This is a genomic window from Leucobacter japonicus (assembly GCF_001273855.1).
GTDB classification, from domain to species: Bacteria; Actinomycetota; Actinomycetes; order Actinomycetales; family Microbacteriaceae; genus Leucobacter; species Leucobacter japonicus.
The window spans coordinates 1-309 of record NZ_JHBX01000088.1 but is presented as its reverse complement, the minus strand read 5'-3'; the positions used below and the strand labels follow the sequence as shown (position 1 = coordinate 309).

At 64.7% G+C, this 309-nt stretch carries 1 protein-coding gene; it reads right to left on the bottom strand.

The window, feature by feature from the left end:
* Positions 1 to 40: 40 nt before the first annotated feature.
* A partial coding sequence (locus AMS67_RS18420) for a hypothetical protein (RefSeq protein ID WP_206541740.1) occupies positions 41 to 309 on the bottom strand: 269 nt, incomplete at its 5' end.

The window sequence follows — 309 nt, the reverse complement described above, 5'->3', positions numbered from 1 at the left end:
CTATTGGGTAGCCGCGAGCAGCATAGGGCGGCGTTCCACTCTACGCCGCAGGCTGGGTCGGTGGCGCCACGCGGCGCTTGATGAAAACCGCCGGGGATAACACCGGGATATGCCGGGCGCGCAGCGTGACCAGCCAATCGCCCACGGCGTCTTCGCAGGTGAGGCGAAAGTGGTCCGCATCGATCCACTCCACCTCATCCAGCCAGAACGTGTAGTACGCCGCACCGATGGTGCCGGTGCTGATCGCGCGTGAAAGGTCGGGCGCGACGAGCGTGATGGAGACGGCCTCTTCAAACGGGCAGTCGTAAT